The organism is Streptococcus sanguinis, assembly GCF_019929225.1.
GTDB lineage: Bacteria > Bacillota > Bacilli > Lactobacillales > Streptococcaceae > Streptococcus > Streptococcus sanguinis_J.
The window spans coordinates 17,812-30,332 of sequence record NZ_JAHZPA010000010.1; the positions used below are offsets into that span (position 1 = coordinate 17,812).

Below are 12,521 nucleotides of genomic sequence, written 5' to 3' on the forward strand. Positions count from 1 at the left end.
AATGTTAGTACCTAAACGTGTTAAACACCGCCGCGAATTCCGTGGAAAAATGCGCGGTGAAGCTAAAGGCGGAAAAGAAGTAGCATTTGGAGAATATGGTCTTCAAGCAACTACCAGCCACTGGATCACTAACCGCCAAATCGAAGCTGCCCGTATCGCTATGACTCGTTATATGAAACGTGGTGGTAAAGTTTGGATTAAAATCTTCCCACACAAATCATACACTGCTAAAGCTATCGGTGTACGGATGGGATCTGGTAAAGGGGCTCCTGAAGGTTGGGTAGCACCAGTTAAACGTGGCAAAGTCATGTTTGAAGTTGCCGGTGTTTCTGAAGAAGTTGCTCGTGAAGCGCTTCGTCTGGCTAGCCACAAACTGCCAGTTAAGTGCAAGTTCGTTAAACGTGAAGCAGAATAAGGAGAAGACATGAAACTTAATGAAGTAAAAGAATTTGTTAAAGAACTTCGTGGTCTTTCTCAAGAAGAACTCGCGAAGCGTGAAAATGAATTGAAGAAAGAATTGTTTGATCTTCGTTTCCAAGCAGCTGCTGGTCAGTTAGAGCAGACAGCCCGCCTGAAAGAAGTGAAAAAACAAATCGCTCGTATCAAGACTGTTCAATCAGAAGTGAAATAATAGACTAGGGAAGGAGAATTTCAATGGAACGCAATAATCGTAAAGTTCTTGTCGGACGCGTTGTTTCTGACAAAATGGACAAAACCATCACAGTTGTAGTTGAAACAAAACGGAACCACCCAGTCTATGGTAAACGTATTAACTACTCTAAGAAATACAAAGCACATGATGAAAACAATGTTGCCAAAGAAGGCGATATCGTTCGTATCATGGAAACTCGTCCGCTTTCAGCTACCAAACGCTTCCGTCTTGTAGAAGTCGTTGAAGAAGCGGTTATCATCTAATCAAACCAGAAAGGAGAAAAGTTAAATGATTCAAACAGAAACTCGTTTGAAAGTTGCTGACAACAGCGGTGCTCGCGAAATCTTGACAATCAAGGTTCTTGGTGGTTCAGGACGTAAGTTCGCCAACATCGGCGACGTAATCGTTGCATCTGTCAAACAAGCTACTCCTGGTGGTGCGGTTAAAAAAGGTGACGTTGTAAAAGCTGTTATCGTTCGTACTAAATCAGGTGCTCGTCGTAAAGATGGTTCATACATCAAATTTGACGAAAACGCTGCAGTCATCATCCGTGAAGACAAAACTCCTCGCGGAACTCGTATCTTCGGCCCAGTTGCTCGCGAATTGCGTGATGGCGGCTTCATGAAGATCGTGTCATTGGCTCCAGAAGTACTTTAATCTAAAACAAACTAGTCCCCTGGTTTTCCAGGGTGCCCTTTGGGCGTAAGAAATATTAAGGAGAAAACTCTAATGTTTGTAAAAAAAGGCGACAAAGTTCGCGTTATCGCTGGTAAGGACAAGGGTGTTGAAGCTCTTGTTGTTACAGCACTTCCAAAAGTAAACAAAGTTGTTGTTGAAGGCGTAAACCTCGTCAAAAAACACCAAAAACCAAACAACGAATACCCTCAAGGTGCAATCGTTGAAAAAGAAGCACCAATCCATGTATCAAACGTTCAAGTGCTTGATAAAAATGGTGTTGCAGGACGTGTTGGCTACAAGTTTGTAGACGGCAAAAAAGTTCGTTACAATAAAAAATCAGGCGAAGTGCTTGACTAATCACGAAGGAAAGGAGAAGTATAATGGCTAATCGTTTAAAAGAAAAATATCTTAAAGAAGTAGTTCCTGCTTTGACAGAAAAGTTCAACTACTCATCTGTTATGGCTGTGCCAAAAGTGGATAAAATCGTTTTGAACATGGGTGTCGGTGACGCAGTTTCAAATGCTAAAAATCTTGAAAAAGCAGCTGAAGAATTGGCGCTTATCTCAGGTCAAAAACCACTTATCACAAAAGCTAAAAAATCAATCGCCGGCTTCCGTCTTCGTGAAGGTGTAGCGATCGGTGCCAAAGTAACCCTTCGTGGCGAACGTATGTATGAATTCTTGGATAAATTGGTTTCAGTATCTCTTCCACGTGTTCGTGACTTCCACGGTGTTCCAACAAAATCTTTTGATGGACGCGGAAACTACACACTTGGTGTGAAAGAACAATTGATCTTCCCAGAAATCAACTTTGATGACGTTGATAAGACTCGCGGTCTTGACATCGTTATCGTAACAACTGCTAACACTGACGAAGAGTCACGCGAATTGCTTACAGGCCTTGGAATGCCTTTTGCAAAATAATATAGGAGGTAAAACAAATGGCTAAAAAATCAATGATTGCTAAGAACAAACGCCCAGCTAAGTTCTCTACGCAAGCTTATACTCGTTGTGAAAAATGTGGCCGTCCACATTCCGTTTACCGCAAGTTTAAACTTTGCCGTGTTTGCTTCCGTGAATTAGCATACAAAGGACAAATCCCTGGCGTTACCAAAGCATCTTGGTAATTCTAGCTTCCAATTCCGTCATGATTCTTCGTTATCGGCTTTTGCCTAACTTTAGTTATGCCTGCAAGCCGATGCCTAGACTCACTTAGGAATTGAAACCTAGAAACATATTCTGAGCATAGCTCAATCATTAACTAGCAAGTGCAGCTTGCAAACTACTAGTAAGAGGAGAAATATAAAATGGTTATGACTGACCCAATTGCAGACTTTCTGACACGTATCCGTAATGCTAACCAAGCAAACCACGAAGTGCTTGAAGTGCCTGCATCAAACATCAAAAAAGGGATTGCTGAAATCCTGAAGCGTGAAGGTTTCGTGAAAAACGTTGAAATCATCGAAGATGACAAACAAGGCATCATCCGTGTATTCCTTAAATACGGACAAAATGGTGAAAAAGTTATCACTGGTTTGAAACGCGTTTCAAAACCAGGTCTGCGTGTTTACAAGAAACGCGAAGATCTTCCAAAAGTTCTGAACGGACTTGGAATTGCTATCCTTTCAACATCTGAAGGCTTGCTGACTGATAAAGAAGCACGCCAAAAGAATGTTGGTGGTGAGGTTATCGCTTACGTTTGGTAATATTTAGTTCCCAATTTCTTTGTGACTCTTCGTTATCGTCTCTTGCCTAACCCAAAGTTATGCCTGCGAGACGATGCCTAGATTCACTTTGAAATTGAAACCTAAATGTTCCTTTAAATTGAGAAATCGATTTAAGCCCCGTGAAAACTGGTCGCTTGCGGCCTGACAATCTAACAGGAGAATATATACATGTCACGTATTGGTAATAAAGTTATCGTGTTGCCTGCTGGTGTTGAAATCAGCAACAAGGACAACGTTGTAACTGTAAAAGGACCTAAAGGAGAACTGACTCGTGAGTTCTCAAAAGATATTGAAATCCGTGTGGAAGGAACTGAAGTAACTCTTCACCGTCCAAACGATTCAAAAGAAATGAAAACAATCCACGGAACAACTCGTGCCCTTTTGAACAACATGGTTGTTGGTGTATCAGAAGGATTCAAGAAAGAACTTGAAATGCGTGGGGTTGGTTACCGTGCACAACTTCAAGGCAAAAAACTTGTACTTTCAGTTGGTAAATCTCATCCAGACGAAGTAGAAGCACCAGAAGGCATCACTTTTGAACTTCCAAACCCAACAACTATCGTTGTCAGCGGAATTTCAAAAGAAGTAGTTGGACAAACTGCAGCTTACGTACGTAGCCTGCGTGCTCCAGAGCCATACAAAGGTAAAGGTATCCGCTACGTTGGTGAATTCGTTCGCCGTAAAGAAGGTAAAACTGGTAAATAATCTTGTCTGGCTGATTTTCTCAGCCAAGCAAGCTGTTTTCCAAGGTTGTGCATAAGCACAAGATTAAAATTAAGAGGTGAAAATTGTGATTACGAAACCAGATAAAAATAAAATCCGCCAAAAACGCCACCGTCGCGTTCGCGGAAAACTCTCTGGAACTGCTGATCGCCCACGTTTGAACGTATTCCGTTCTAATACAGGCATCTACGCTCAAGTGATTGATGACGTAGCGGGTGTAACGCTCGCAAGCGCTTCAACTCTTGACAAAGAAGTTTCAAAAGGAACTAAAACAGAACAAGCCGTTGTTGTTGGTAAGCTCGTTGCTGAACGTGCAGTTGCTAAAGGTATTTCTGAAGTCGTCTTCGACCGCGGTGGATATCTCTATCACGGACGTGTAAAAGCTTTGGCTGATGCAGCTCGTGAAAACGGATTGAAATTCTAAGAGGAGGACACTAGAAAATGGCATTTAAAGACAACGCAGTTGAACTTGAAGAACGTTTAGTTGCCATCAACCGTGTTACAAAAGTTGTTAAAGGTGGACGTCGTCTTCGCTTTGCAGCTCTTGTAGTTGTTGGTGATCGCAATGGTCGTGTTGGCTTCGGTACTGGTAAAGCTCAAGAAGTACCAGAAGCAATCCGCAAAGCAGTTGAAGATGCGAAGAAGAATTTGATTGAAGTACCAATGGTTGGCACAACAATTCCTCACGAAGTTCTTTCAGAATTTGGCGGAGCTAAAGTATTGCTTAAGCCAGCTGTTGAGGGTTCTGGAGTTGCTGCCGGTGGTGCGGTTCGTGCCGTCATCGAGTTGGCAGGTGTAGCAGATGTTACATCTAAATCTCTTGGCTCTAACACTCCAATCAACATCGTTCGCGCAACTGTTGAAGGTTTGAAACAATTAAAACGCGCTGAAGAAGTTGCTGCCCTTCGTGGTATTTCAGTTTCTGACTTGGCATAAGAAAGGGGATAACATGGCTCAAATTAAAATTACTTTGACTAAGTCTCCAATCGGACGCATCCCGTCACAACGTAAAACTGTTGTAGCACTTGGACTTGGCAAATTGAACAGCTCAGTTATCAAAGAAGATAATCCAGCAGTACGCGGTATGATTACTGCAGTATCACACTTGGTAACTGTTGAAGAAGTTAAATAAGCTTTGCTGATTTAACAACTTTAAATTAAAATACGTTAGGGGATGGGATTTTCTCAGCCCCTAAAACTAAATATATGTATAGGCGAGTTTATATAGGAGACACCTTTTCTCCTATATGAGCGCTAGCATTTTACAAAAGAGGAGAAATAATATAATGAAACTTCATGAATTACAACCTGCTGCAGGTTCTCGTAAAGTCCGCAACCGTGTTGGTCGTGGTACTTCATCTGGTAACGGTAAAACATCTGGCCGTGGTCAAAAAGGTCAAAAAGCTCGTAGCGGTGGCGGCGTTCGCCTTGGTTTTGAAGGTGGACAAACTCCATTGTTCCGTCGTCTTCCAAAACGCGGCTTCCTAAACATCAACCGCAAAGAATATGCGATTGTTAACCTTGACCAACTGAACGCCTTTGAAGATGGCGCTGAAGTAACACCAGTTGTTCTCATCGAAGCAGGTATTGTAAAAGCTGAAAAATCAGGTATCAAGATTCTTGGTAACGGAGAATTGACAAAGAAATTGACTGTTAAGGCAGCTAAATTCTCTAAATCAGCTGAAGAAGCTATCACTGCTAAAGGTGGTTCAGTGGAAGTCATCTAAGCGAGGTGACCTATGTTTTTCAAACTATTAAAAGACGCATTTAAAATCAAACAGGTACGGTCTAAGATTCTGTTCACGATTTTTATCATCTTAGTTTTCCGTATCGGTACAACCATAACGGTTCCAGGGATTAATGCCAAAGCCTTAAGCAATTTGAATGATTTGCCATTCTTGAATATGCTGAGCTTGGTCTCTGGTAACGCCATGCGCAACTTCTCTGTCTTTGCACTTGGGGTCAGTCCTTATATCACAGCTTCGATCGTTGTTCAGCTGCTGCAAATGGACTTGCTTCCGAAGTTTGTAGAGTGGGGCAAGCAAGGGGAAGTGGGACGGAGGAAGCTGAATCAAGCGACTCGTTATATCGCCCTAGTTTTGGCCTTTGTGCAGGCAATTGGGATTACCGCTGGTTTTGATACTCTCTCAAGAGCTAATCTGGTTGCCAATCCTAATGTTCAGACCTACGCTTTGATTTGCGTTCTTCTAGCAACTGGTTCAATGATTGTAACTTGGCTGGGTGAGCAGATTACAGACAAGGGTTACGGAAATGGCGTTTCCATGATCATCTTTGCTGGTATCGTTTCAGCTATCCCTGATATGATTAAAGGTATTTATGAAGATTACTTTGTCAATATTCCTAGTGATCGTTTGACTTCATCTTTCATTTTTGTAGGAATTCTGATTGTAGCAGTCCTGCTTATCATTTACTTTACAACCTTTGTACAGCAGGCTGAATATAAAATTCCAGTTCAGTATACGAAAGTAGCGAAGGGTGCACCTTCTAGCTCCTATCTACCACTGAAAGTCAATCCAGCTGGGGTTATTCCAGTAATCTTTGCCAGCTCGATTACAGCTGCACCGGCAGCGATTTTCCAAGTTGTCAGTGCCTTGGGCTATGACGCAGATTGGGTTAAGACAGCTCAGTCACTTTTGGCAACAACGACCATTAGTGGTATGTTCATGTACGCCTTCCTGATTGTCCTCTTTACATTCTTCTATACTTTTGTACAGATTAATCCAGAGAAGACAGCAGAAAATCTGCAAAAGAGCGGAGCCTACATTCCAGGTGTTCGTCCTGGTAAAGGAACAGAAGACTACATGTCTAAGCTGCTGCGTCGTTTGGCAACAGTTGGATCTCTCTTCTTAGGTTTCATTTCTATCCTGCCTATCTTGGCTAAAGATGTATTTGGATTGACAGATGCCGTTGCTCTTGGAGGAACCAGTCTCTTAATCATCATCTCAACTGGTATTGAGGGAATGAAACAGCTAGAAGGCTACCTGCTGAAGAGAAAGTATGTCGGCTTTATGGATACTTCAGAGTAAGGGAACTTTTGAATAGCTTTTCTAATGAGAAGCTTGTTCAGATAACCTTTCTTGAACCGAAAATAAACAAAATAAAAGGGGACAGAGTAGACTCACCCCCTTCTATTTTGTTTTTAAACGAGTTTATTAATCGGTTTAATAGATTGCTTTAAAAACAAAAAAGGAGACCAATCATGAATCTTTTGATTATGGGCTTACCAGGTGCTGGTAAAGGAACTCAAGCTGCTAAAATCGTTGAGCATTTCAATGTTGCGCATATTTCGACTGGAGATATGTTCCGTGCAGCGATTGCTAACCAAACAGAGATGGGCGTCTTAGCCAAGTCCTATATTGACAAGGGCGAGTTGGTACCAGACCAAGTGACAAACGGCATTGTCAAAGAGCGCTTGGGTCAGGACGATATTAAGCAAACAGGCTTCCTCTTGGATGGCTATCCACGCACGATTGAGCAAGCAAATGCCTTGGATCAAACGTTAGCAGAGCTTGATTTGGCTTTGGATGGCGTTATCAATATCGAAGTAGATCCTAATTGTTTACTGGAGCGTTTGAGCGGCCGGATTATCCATCGTGAAACAGGCGAAACCTTCCACAAGGTCTTTAATCCGCCAGCAGACTACAAGGAAGAGGATTATTACCAGCGTGAAGATGATAAGCCTGAGACAGTTAAACGTCGTTTGGATGTCAATATCGCTCAGGGTCAGCCGATTATTGATCACTATCGCAGCAAAGGTCTGGTCCATGATATTCAAGGAAATCAAGATATTAATGATGTCTTCTCAGCTATCGAAAAAGTCTTGATAAATTTGAAATAAAAGCGTTTTTCCTGCTTGCAATATTTGACAAGTAGTGATACAATGAATTAGTCTGACTTATAATTGTTACCTCTGTGCTCAGAGGGATCAAATCGAAATTTATGGAGGTACTTTTGCGTGGCAAAAGACGATGTGATTGAGGTTGAAGGCAAGGTAGTTGATACAATGCCTAATGCAATGTTTACGGTTGAACTTGAAAATGGACATCAGATTTTAGCAACAGTTTCTGGTAAAATTCGTAAAAACTATATTCGTATTTTAGCGGGAGACCGTGTGACTGTAGAAATGAGTCCTTATGATTTGACACGTGGACGGATCACATACCGCTTTAAATAATCGAAAAACTTGGAGGGAAAAAATGAAAGTAAGACCATCGGTCAAACCAATTTGCGAATACTGTAAAGTTATTCGTCGTAATGGTCGTGTTATGGTAATTTGCCCAGCAAATCCAAAACACAAACAACGTCAAGGATAAGATAGAAAGGAGAAAAAATGGCTCGTATTGCTGGAGTTGACATTCCAAATGACAAACGTGTAGTCGTTTCACTGACTTATGTGTACGGTATCGGACTTCCAACTTCTAAGAAAATCTTGGCAGCTGCTGGAGTTTCAGAAGACATCCGTGTAAAAGATCTTACAATCGAACAAGAAGACGCTATCCGTCGTGAAGTAGATGCGATTAAAGTTGAAGGTGACCTTCGTCGTGAAGTAAACTTGAACATCAAACGTTTGATGGAAATCGGTTCATACCGTGGAATCCGTCACCGTCGTGGACTTCCTGTCCGTGGACAAAACACTAAAAATAACGCCCGCACTCGTAAAGGTAAAGCTGTTGCGATTGCAGGTAAGAAAAAATAATATAAGGAGGTAAAAAGTCTTGGCTAAACCAACACGTAAACGTCGTGTGAAGAAAAATATCGAATCCGGTATTGCTCATATTCACGCTACATTTAATAACACTATTGTTATGATTACTGATGTGCATGGTAACGCGATTGCTTGGTCATCTGCTGGAGCTCTTGGATTTAAAGGTTCTCGTAAATCTACACCATTTGCTGCCCAAATGGCATCTGAAGCAGCTGCTAAATCTGCACAGGAACACGGTCTGAAATCAGTTGAAGTTACTGTAAAAGGTCCAGGTTCTGGTCGTGAGTCTGCTATTCGTGCTCTTGCTGCCGCTGGTCTTGAAGTAACAGCTATTCGTGATGTGACTCCTGTACCACACAATGGTGCTCGTCCTCCAAAACGTCGCCGTGTATAATCACCAACCGTTACACTGCTTTTCGTTTAAGAGGGAGTATAGCAAATGATTGAGTTTGAAAAACCAAATATAACAAAAATTGATGAAAATAAAGACTATGGCAAGTTTGTAGTAGAGCCGCTTGAGCGTGGTTATGGTACAACACTGGGAAATTCTCTTCGCCGTGTGCTTTTGGCTTCACTTCCAGGTGCTGCTGTTACTTCAATTAATATTGAAGGTGTGCTACACGAGTTTGATACAATTTCTGGTGTCCGTGAAGACGTGATGCAAATTATTCTGAACGTCAAAGGGATTGCTGTAAAATCTTACGTCCAAGACGAAAAGATTATTGAACTGGATGTTGAAGGACCAGCAGAAGTAACTGCCGGGGACATTTTAACAGACAGTGATATTGAAATTATAAACCCTGATCATTATCTCTTTACAATCGGAGAAGGTGCAAGCTTTAAGGCAACGATGACTGTCAATAGCGGTCGTGGTTATGTGCCTGCAGATGAAAATAAGAAAGATGATGCACCAGTGGGAACACTTGCGGTGGATTCTATCTATACGCCTGTGACAAAAGTTAATTACCAGGTTGAGCCAGCTCGTGTTGGTAGCAACGATGGTTTTGACAAACTAACCCTTGAAATTTTAACGAATGGAACAATTATTCCAGAAGATGCTTTGGGACTTTCAGCCCGCATCCTTACGGAACATTTGAATCTCTTCACTAACCTGACAGAAGTAGCTATCGCTGCGGACGTTATGAAGGAAGCAGAAAAGACTTCTGATGACCGCATTTTGGAACGGACCATCGAAGAATTAGATTTGTCAGTTCGCTCATACAACTGTTTGAAACGTGCAGGTATCAATACTGTATTTGATTTGACAGAAAAATCTGAGCCTGAAATGATGAAAGTTCGTAACTTAGGACGTAAGAGTCTAGAAGAAGTAAAAGTTAAACTTGCTGATCTCGGTCTGGGGTTAAAAAACGATAAATAAAGGAGGAATACATGGCTTACCGTAAACTAGGACGCACTAGCTCACAACGTAAAGCAATGCTTCGCGATTTGACTACTGATTTGCTGATCAACGAATCAATCGTGACAACTGAAGCTCGTGCTAAAGAAATCCGTAAAACAGTTGAAAAAATGATTACATTGGGCAAACGTGGAGACTTGCACGCTCGTCGTCAAGCTGCAGCTTTTGTACGCAATGAAATCGCATCAGAAAACTATGATGAAGCAACAGAGAAGTATACTACAACTACTGCTCTTCAAAAATTGTTCTCTGAAATTGCACCACGCTATGCAGAGCGCAACGGTGGATATACTCGTATCCTGAAAACTGAACCGCGCCGCGGAGATGCTGCGCCAATGGCAATCATCGAATTAGTATAAGATCATCAATCTTTGTTGAGTGTTATGATGATGGAATAGAGGCTCTATTCTTAGTCTAGCTCTGGTCTACCGCTAGGATTTTGTCCTAGCGGGAACACTCATCATATAGTTGATAATAGGTAGACGCTTGTTTACGAAATTGCTTTTAAGCCAAAAACAATTTCGTAAGCAGGCGTTTTTGCATGAAGCTAGGAAAATACCTGAAATTTTGTTATAATACTCTAACACTATCAAAAATTTATAGGAAATGGAAATGATTGATTCAATCCAAATTTTAAAAGAACGCTATTTAAAGAATATTAAAGAAAATCCAACTGTCTACATTGGCATTGAGTTAGAATTTCCTATTGTCAATTGCCAGGGCGGAGCGACGGATACAAATGTTGCTAAAAATCTCTTGAAACGTCTGTTAGAAGAGTATGATTTTGAGGCAGAACGATTTGATAGAGATGGGAATCCTATCCAACTGAAATTTACTAAAAATGAAGACAGAATTCTTTTTGAGGTTTCTTACAATACTTTGGAATTTGCTTTTGCCAAGGCTTCCAGAATTCAAGAAGTTGAAGAGCGTTTTAATAACTATCTGAACATTATTCAGCCAATTCTGCGCGAAGAAGACCATGAAATTCAAGGAGAAGGTATTCATCCTTTCTGGGCAGAAAATGATAATAGTCCAGTTAAGTATCCAAGATATGAAATGTTGATGCAGTATTTAGCTATGGGAAAGAACATGGATGGTCTGCACAATTATCCAGAATATGGTGCTTTTATTTGTGGGAGTCAAGTTCAGCTGGATGTCTCAAGAGAAAATTATTTAACTGTTATCAATGTCTTCAATCAAATTGAAGCCGCTAAGGCATACCTCTTTGCCAATTCAGAGTTTTCAGATTCTTCTTGGGATACAAAAATAGCTCGGGATATTTTCTGGGAGCAATCGATGCATGGCATTTTACAGGAAAATGCAGGCGTTAATTCGAAAGACTTTCAAACAGAAGATGATTTTTTTGCTTATCTTAGTAAATCAGCGGTTTTCACTGCTGAACGGGAAGGTAAATCCTACTATTTCTATCCGATAGCTGCTAATGAATACATGAGTCAGAAAGCTATTGAGGCTTATAGCCTTTCAGGTGAAAAAATAAACTTGACTCCAAGGGAAGCAGACTTCAAGAATCATAGAAGTTACCAGTATCAAGATTTGACGACACGGGGGACAGTAGAGTTTCGGAGCGTCTGCACCCAGCCTTTTAATAAAACTTTTGCTTCTGCCGCTTTTCATCTTGGTATTTTAGAAAACTTGGAAAATGTGAAAGCCTATTTACAAGACGCTCCCTTCTTTCAGGAGGAAGGTCGGAATTACAAAGCTTTAAGAAGAAAGTTTTCTAAAAAAGAGTTGACCACAAGCGAAACAGAGCATATTTATGAATTCACAGAGAGTTTGCTTCAGCTGGCGAGGGCTGGTTTAATAGCACGTCAACTAGGTGAGGAAGCTTATCTTCCCTCTCTTTAATAGAGGCTAGCCTCTGATGAATAAAAAATTCTAGAAAAATTTAAAAAAATCGGAAAAAGGTATTGACAGTTGGGTGGTATAGGTGATATACTAATATAGTTGTCGCGAAAGACAAAGCCCTTTGAAAACTGAACAAGACGAACCAAGTGCAGGGTGACATAGAGATATGTAACCTGTCAAAAAACGAAAATAAATCTGTCAGTGGACAGTAATGAGTGCGAACTCAAACTTTTTAATGAGAGTTTGATCCTGGCTCAGGACGAACGCTGGCGGCGTGCCTAATACATGCAAGTAGAACGCTGAAGAGAGGAGCTTGCTCTTCTTGGATGAGTTGCGAACGGGTGAGTAACGCGTAGGTAACCTGCCTGGTAGCGGGGGATAACTATTGGAAACGATAGCTAATACCGCATAAAATTGATTATTGCATGATAATTGATTGAAAGATGCAATTGCATCACTACCAGATGGACCTGCGTTGTATTAGCTAGTTGGTGAGGTAACGGCTCACCAAGGCGACGATACATAGCCGACCTGAGAGGGTGATCGGCCACACTGGGACTGAGACACGGCCCAGACTCCTACGGGAGGCAGCAGTAGGGAATCTTCGGCAATGGGGGGAACCCTGACCGAGCAACGCCGCGTGAGTGAAGAAGGTTTTCGGATCGTAAAGCTCTGTTGTAAGAGAAGAACGGGTGTGAGAGTGGAAAGTTCACACTGTGACGGTATCTTACCA

General features: G+C 41.5%; 22 protein-coding genes and 1 rRNA gene. All 23 read left to right on the forward strand.

All coding sequences use genetic code 11. From position 1 onward, the window contains the following. Window position 1 precedes the first annotated feature (1 nt). The gene (gene rplP, locus K1I80_RS11595) at window positions 2-415 is read left to right on the forward strand and encodes a 50S ribosomal protein L16 (protein WP_002928793.1); all 414 of its coding nucleotides are present in this window, start codon (window positions 2-4) and stop codon (window positions 413-415) included. A 9-nt stretch (window positions 416-424) separates the two neighbouring features. Further along, window positions 425-631 (forward strand): 50S ribosomal protein L29, encoded by a 207-nt coding sequence (gene rpmC, locus K1I80_RS11600; protein ID WP_002894488.1) that lies wholly within the window; start codon window positions 425-427, stop codon window positions 629-631. A gap of 23 nt (window positions 632-654) precedes the next feature. Continuing rightward, entirely contained in the window at window positions 655-915 is a 261-nt protein-coding gene (gene rpsQ, locus K1I80_RS11605) for a 30S ribosomal protein S17 (protein WP_000440801.1), read from the forward strand. A 25-nt stretch (window positions 916-940) separates the two neighbouring features. After that, window positions 941-1,309, forward strand: a complete 369-nt coding sequence (gene rplN / locus K1I80_RS11610) for a 50S ribosomal protein L14 (RefSeq protein WP_002894494.1) — start codon at window positions 941-943, stop codon at window positions 1,307-1,309. A gap of 72 nt (window positions 1,310-1,381) precedes the next feature. Beyond that, on the forward strand, window positions 1,382-1,687 hold the full coding sequence (gene rplX / locus K1I80_RS11615; protein ID WP_223313993.1) for a 50S ribosomal protein L24: 306 nt from the start codon (window positions 1,382-1,384) through the stop codon (window positions 1,685-1,687). 23 nt (window positions 1,688-1,710) lie between these two features. Further along, window positions 1,711-2,253: a 50S ribosomal protein L5 gene (rplE, locus tag K1I80_RS11620; protein WP_002894499.1), complete on the forward strand. Its 543-nt coding sequence runs from the start codon at window positions 1,711-1,713 to the stop codon at window positions 2,251-2,253. Between the two features lie 17 nt (window positions 2,254-2,270). Beyond that, window positions 2,271-2,456, forward strand: a complete 186-nt coding sequence (locus K1I80_RS11625) for a type Z 30S ribosomal protein S14 (protein ID WP_001085697.1) — start codon at window positions 2,271-2,273, stop codon at window positions 2,454-2,456. A gap of 180 nt (window positions 2,457-2,636) precedes the next feature. Continuing rightward, window positions 2,637-3,035 carry a 30S ribosomal protein S8 gene (gene rpsH / locus K1I80_RS11630; protein WP_002899666.1) on the forward strand — a complete coding sequence of 133 codons (399 nt, stop codon included), beginning with the start codon at window positions 2,637-2,639 and terminating at the stop codon, window positions 3,033-3,035. A gap of 189 nt (window positions 3,036-3,224) precedes the next feature. Continuing rightward, window positions 3,225-3,761 (forward strand): 50S ribosomal protein L6, encoded by a 537-nt coding sequence (gene rplF, locus K1I80_RS11635; protein WP_002894503.1) that lies wholly within the window; start codon window positions 3,225-3,227, stop codon window positions 3,759-3,761. A gap of 85 nt (window positions 3,762-3,846) precedes the next feature. Next, complete coding sequence (gene rplR, locus K1I80_RS11640) at window positions 3,847-4,203, forward strand: 50S ribosomal protein L18 (RefSeq protein ID WP_009659213.1); 357 nt, start codon at window positions 3,847-3,849, stop codon at window positions 4,201-4,203. Between the two features lie 17 nt (window positions 4,204-4,220). Then, window positions 4,221-4,715, forward strand: a complete 495-nt coding sequence (gene rpsE / locus K1I80_RS11645) for a 30S ribosomal protein S5 (protein ID WP_002894506.1) — start codon at window positions 4,221-4,223, stop codon at window positions 4,713-4,715. A gap of 13 nt (window positions 4,716-4,728) precedes the next feature. Then, entirely contained in the window at window positions 4,729-4,911 is a 183-nt protein-coding gene (rpmD, locus tag K1I80_RS11650) for a 50S ribosomal protein L30 (protein ID WP_002894509.1), read from the forward strand. 154 nt (window positions 4,912-5,065) lie between these two features. Next, window positions 5,066-5,506, forward strand: a complete 441-nt coding sequence (gene rplO / locus K1I80_RS11655) for a 50S ribosomal protein L15 (RefSeq protein ID WP_002901833.1) — start codon at window positions 5,066-5,068, stop codon at window positions 5,504-5,506. A gap of 12 nt (window positions 5,507-5,518) precedes the next feature. Further along, on the forward strand, window positions 5,519-6,826 hold the full coding sequence (secY, locus tag K1I80_RS11660; RefSeq protein WP_002907494.1) for a preprotein translocase subunit SecY: 1,308 nt from the start codon (window positions 5,519-5,521) through the stop codon (window positions 6,824-6,826). A gap of 173 nt (window positions 6,827-6,999) precedes the next feature. Continuing rightward, the gene (locus K1I80_RS11665; RefSeq protein WP_223313994.1) at window positions 7,000-7,638 is read left to right on the forward strand and encodes an adenylate kinase; all 639 of its coding nucleotides are present in this window, start codon (window positions 7,000-7,002) and stop codon (window positions 7,636-7,638) included. A gap of 117 nt (window positions 7,639-7,755) precedes the next feature. Beyond that, window positions 7,756-7,974, forward strand: coding sequence for a translation initiation factor IF-1 (gene infA / locus K1I80_RS11670; RefSeq protein ID WP_001029883.1), 219 nt, complete (start codon window positions 7,756-7,758; stop codon window positions 7,972-7,974). Between the two features lie 22 nt (window positions 7,975-7,996). Further along, entirely contained in the window at window positions 7,997-8,113 is a 117-nt protein-coding gene (gene rpmJ / locus K1I80_RS11675) for a 50S ribosomal protein L36 (protein ID WP_001808836.1), read from the forward strand. A gap of 17 nt (window positions 8,114-8,130) precedes the next feature. After that, window positions 8,131-8,496 (forward strand): 30S ribosomal protein S13, encoded by a 366-nt coding sequence (gene rpsM, locus K1I80_RS11680; RefSeq protein WP_002894516.1) that lies wholly within the window; start codon window positions 8,131-8,133, stop codon window positions 8,494-8,496. Between the two features lie 19 nt (window positions 8,497-8,515). Then, a complete protein-coding gene (gene rpsK, locus K1I80_RS11685; RefSeq protein WP_001118385.1) occupies window positions 8,516-8,899 on the forward strand; it encodes a 30S ribosomal protein S11 in 384 nt (127 codons plus the stop codon). Window positions 8,900-8,944: 45 nt separating this feature from the next. Continuing rightward, a complete protein-coding gene (locus K1I80_RS11690; protein WP_002894519.1) occupies window positions 8,945-9,883 on the forward strand; it encodes a DNA-directed RNA polymerase subunit alpha in 939 nt (312 codons plus the stop codon). An 11-nt stretch (window positions 9,884-9,894) separates the two neighbouring features. Continuing rightward, window positions 9,895-10,281 carry a 50S ribosomal protein L17 gene (gene rplQ, locus K1I80_RS11695; protein ID WP_002894521.1) on the forward strand — a complete coding sequence of 129 codons (387 nt, stop codon included), beginning with the start codon at window positions 9,895-9,897 and terminating at the stop codon, window positions 10,279-10,281. Between the two features lie 247 nt (window positions 10,282-10,528). Then, a complete protein-coding gene (locus tag K1I80_RS11700) occupies window positions 10,529-11,788 on the forward strand; it encodes a glutamate-cysteine ligase family protein (RefSeq protein WP_223313995.1) in 1,260 nt (419 codons plus the stop codon). Between the two features lie 231 nt (window positions 11,789-12,019). After that, window positions 12,020-12,521, forward strand: a 16S ribosomal RNA gene (locus K1I80_RS11705); the annotation flags it as partial.

Coding starts and splice junctions, on each gene's coding strand:
- rpsM (WP_002894516.1), top strand. CDS start 8,131: ATGGCTCGTATTGCTGGAGTTGACATTCCAAATGACAAACGTGTAGTC.
- rplQ (WP_002894521.1), top strand. CDS start 9,895: ATGGCTTACCGTAAACTAGGACGCACTAGCTCACAACGTAAAGCAATG.
- rplF (WP_002894503.1), top strand. CDS start 3,225: ATGTCACGTATTGGTAATAAAGTTATCGTGTTGCCTGCTGGTGTTGAA.
- rplN (WP_002894494.1), top strand. CDS start 941: ATGATTCAAACAGAAACTCGTTTGAAAGTTGCTGACAACAGCGGTGCT.
- rplX (WP_223313993.1), top strand. CDS start 1,382: ATGTTTGTAAAAAAAGGCGACAAAGTTCGCGTTATCGCTGGTAAGGAC.
- rpmC (WP_002894488.1), top strand. CDS start 425: ATGAAACTTAATGAAGTAAAAGAATTTGTTAAAGAACTTCGTGGTCTT.
- K1I80_RS11625 (WP_001085697.1), top strand. CDS start 2,271: ATGGCTAAAAAATCAATGATTGCTAAGAACAAACGCCCAGCTAAGTTC.
- secY (WP_002907494.1), top strand. CDS start 5,519: ATGTTTTTCAAACTATTAAAAGACGCATTTAAAATCAAACAGGTACGG.
- K1I80_RS11665 (WP_223313994.1), top strand. CDS start 7,000: ATGAATCTTTTGATTATGGGCTTACCAGGTGCTGGTAAAGGAACTCAA.
- K1I80_RS11700 (WP_223313995.1), top strand. CDS start 10,529: ATGGAAATGATTGATTCAATCCAAATTTTAAAAGAACGCTATTTAAAG.
- rplE (WP_002894499.1), top strand. CDS start 1,711: ATGGCTAATCGTTTAAAAGAAAAATATCTTAAAGAAGTAGTTCCTGCT.
- rplO (WP_002901833.1), top strand. CDS start 5,066: ATGAAACTTCATGAATTACAACCTGCTGCAGGTTCTCGTAAAGTCCGC.
- rpsQ (WP_000440801.1), top strand. CDS start 655: ATGGAACGCAATAATCGTAAAGTTCTTGTCGGACGCGTTGTTTCTGAC.
- rpsH (WP_002899666.1), top strand. CDS start 2,637: ATGGTTATGACTGACCCAATTGCAGACTTTCTGACACGTATCCGTAAT.
- rpsE (WP_002894506.1), top strand. CDS start 4,221: ATGGCATTTAAAGACAACGCAGTTGAACTTGAAGAACGTTTAGTTGCC.
- K1I80_RS11690 (WP_002894519.1), top strand. CDS start 8,945: ATGATTGAGTTTGAAAAACCAAATATAACAAAAATTGATGAAAATAAA.
- rplP (WP_002928793.1), top strand. CDS start 2: ATGTTAGTACCTAAACGTGTTAAACACCGCCGCGAATTCCGTGGAAAA.
- rpmD (WP_002894509.1), top strand. CDS start 4,729: ATGGCTCAAATTAAAATTACTTTGACTAAGTCTCCAATCGGACGCATC.
- rpmJ (WP_001808836.1), top strand. CDS start 7,997: ATGAAAGTAAGACCATCGGTCAAACCAATTTGCGAATACTGTAAAGTT.